Raw genomic sequence first — 2,726 nt, 5'->3', positions numbered from 1 at the left:
GGCCACATGACCGAGGGTGGACGCATCATCAGCATCGGCAGCAATGTCGCCGAACGTCTGCCGTTTCCCGGCCTGGGGCTGTACTCGCTGAGCAAGACCGCGCTCACCGGCCTCACCAAAGGGCTGGCCCGCGATCTCGGCCCGCGCGGCATCACGGTGAACGTCGTGCATCCGGGTCCCACCGATACCGACCTCAACCCCGCCGACGGCCCGCTCTCCGAGACCATCAAGGGCTTCACCGCCCTCGGCCGTTACGCCGAACCGTCCGAGATCGCGGCGACCGTCGCTCATCTCGCCAGTGCCGAGGGCGCTTACGTCACGGGGGCGTCGATCGCGGTGGACGGCGGCTTCACAGTCTGAAGCGGACCGGTCACTGGGTCCGTGCGACGATCACAACCATGTCGAGAGATGACGTGATCGTCGCCGAGGTCGTCAGATCGGGCCTGGTCGAGTCGAGGCACCATGGTTCGGTGGTGGCGCTGCGATCGGACGGTACGGTCGCCTTCGAGGCCGGCCGCACCGATGAGCTGATGTTCCCTCGGTCGGCGAACAAGCCCGCGCAGGCCGCCGCGATGGCGCGCTTCGGCCTTCAGCTCGATGACAAGTTGCTGGCCTTGGCCGCCGCCAGCCACTCGGGCGAGGACTTCCACCTCAAGGACGTCCGCCGCATCATCGCGGGGGCGGGGCTCGACGAGGCGATGCTGCAGAACACGCCGGATTGGCCATTGGACGAGCAGAGTCGCCATGCCGCTATCCGGCGCGGTGACGAGCCGTCGTCGATCACCGCCAACTGTTCCGGCAAGCATGCCGCCATGCTGGCGACATGCGTGCTGAACGGTTGGTCCACCGACGACTACCTGGACCCCGTGCATCCCCTTCAGCAGGCGATCGCCGAGACGGTGGGTGAACTGGCCGGGGAGCCGATCTCTCACACCGGCGTGGACGGGTGCGGCGCGCCCCTGTTCGCGTTGACGCTCACCGGCCTGGCGAGAATGTTCCGGGCGATGGCGCTGGCCGATACGGGGTCCGCGGAGCGACGTGTCGTCCAGGCGATTCAGCGGTACCCGGAGTATGTTAGCGGCACCATCCGGGACGAGGCGAAGCTCATCCGCGCCATACCCGGTCTGTTCGGCAAGGGTGGCGCCGAGGCGGTGTACGCGGTGGCCTTCGACGACGGACGTGCGGTCGCGGTGAAGATCGACGACGGTGGCGGGCGGGCCCGTCCGGTGGTGATGGCCGCGGCGCTGCGAGGGATGGGCGTCGATGCCCCGGTTCTGGACGAGTTGATGAGCACGCCGGTGCTCGGCTGGGCGCGACGGGTCGGTGAGATCCGTCCGTCGGCTGACCTGCTGGGCCGGCTGGCCGAATGACGCGCGGAGGCGCTACCTATGAACGGAGCCTCAGCGTGAGGGCGCGCAGCGCGAGCAGGACGGCCAGAGTCGCCGCACCCAGCAGCACCATCCTCGGCGGCAGCGAGAGCGCCAGCCCGGCACACAGCACCAGCCCGAGCCCGGCCAGCCAGCGTGGCCAGCGACGTTCCTCCGGGGTCAGACGGAGAGCGGAGAGGTTCGCCACTGCGTAGTAGACGAGGACGGCGAACGCGCTGATGGACAGTGTCTGGACGAGATCACCGGAGAGCACGGCTGCCGCCGTGACGAGGCCGGCGCCGATCTCGGCCAGGTGTGGGACCTTGCGTGTCGGGTGTACGGCGGCGAAGAGGCGCGGGAGATCGCGCTCGGCGGCCATCGCGAACGACGTCCGTCCGACACCGGCCAGGAGGGAGAGCAAAGCGCCCAGGGCTGCGACACCCGCGCCGACGGTGACCACGGGAACGAGCCAGTCTGCACCGGCTGTCTCTACCAGGGTCCGCAACGGCTGGTCGGTGGCCGCCGTGCCCTCCGGTCCGAGAGCGACGAGGACTGTGACACCGACGGCGGCGTAGACGCCGAGCACGATGAGCAGCCCGATCGTCACGGCACGGGGGATCGATGCCGGATCGCGCACCTCCTCGCCGAGGGTCGCGATCCGGGCGTAGCCGGCGAAGGCATAGAACAGGACGGCCGCCGAGCCCAGGACGCCCAGCGGCCCGGCACTATCCAGTGCGACGGTCGTCTCCGGCTCGTTGCCGGCTCCGGCCAGACCGGTCACCACCGTGGTCAGCAGGACGGCGGCCACGCCGACGAGGATGATGCGGGTCATCCGCGCGGTCTTATGCACTCCGGCGAGGTTGATCCCGGTCAGCAGTACGACGGCGGCCAGGGCGATGAGTGTCGCGTGCTCGGGCCAGAGGTAGGTGCCCACGGCCAGAGCCGCCGTAGCGCACGACGCGGTCTTGCCGACGACGAAGGCGTAACCGGCCAGGGCGCCCCAGTGCGGCCCTAGCCGTTCACGGCCGTAGTGGTAAGCGCCGCCGGCCTTGGGATGGACCGCGGCGAGCTGGGCCGTCGACGTCGCGTTGCAGAACGCCACGACCGCGGCGATGCCGAGGCCGAGGAGAAGCCACGAGCCGGCTTGCTCTGCCGCCGGTTGCCACACGACGAAGACGCCGGTCCCGATCATGGCGCCGACGCCGATGACGACGGCGTCGGCGGTGCCGAGCCGGCGGGACAGGCGGGAGTCGGGTTGGCTCACGCCGTCATCATCTCGTGCATCACCATGCGACCGGCACAGCGGGATCTCGTGGCGATCGCCGGACGCCGCGGGACTTCGCCCGCTCCGGCATTGTG

Annotated in this window: 3 protein-coding genes; 2 read left to right on the top strand and 1 reads right to left on the bottom strand. The window is 69.9% G+C overall.

Going from position 1 to position 2,726, the window contains the following annotated elements; translation table 11 throughout:
- The coding region (locus tag ELR45_RS41385; RefSeq protein WP_240760069.1) for an SDR family oxidoreductase at positions 1-360 on the top strand (360 nt) is incomplete at its 5' end.
- A 38-nt stretch (positions 361-398) separates the two neighbouring features.
- Positions 399-1,370, top strand: coding sequence for an asparaginase (locus tag ELR45_RS22920; protein WP_129668409.1), 972 nt, complete (start codon positions 399-401; stop codon positions 1,368-1,370).
- A gap of 16 nt (positions 1,371-1,386) precedes the next feature.
- Here ELR45_RS22920 and ELR45_RS22915 read toward each other — a convergent pair whose 3' ends face one another.
- Positions 1,387-2,631, bottom strand: coding sequence for an APC family permease (locus ELR45_RS22915; protein ID WP_240760067.1), 1,245 nt, complete (start codon positions 2,629-2,631; stop codon positions 1,387-1,389).
- Between the last annotated feature and the right edge of the window lie 95 nt (positions 2,632-2,726).

It is taken from the genome of Phytoactinopolyspora endophytica (genome assembly GCF_004138495.1).
In the GTDB taxonomy this organism is placed as follows: Bacteria; Actinomycetota; Actinomycetes; order Jiangellales; family Jiangellaceae; genus Phytoactinopolyspora; species Phytoactinopolyspora endophytica.
Note: the sequence above shows the minus strand (reverse complement) of the source record. Positions and strands in the feature narration are given on the sequence as shown.

Excerpts from the sequence above, each read along its gene's own strand:
- ELR45_RS22920 (WP_129668409.1), top strand. The coding sequence starts at position 399 with ATGTCGAGAGATGACGTGATCGTCGCCGAGGTCGTCAGATCGGGCCTG.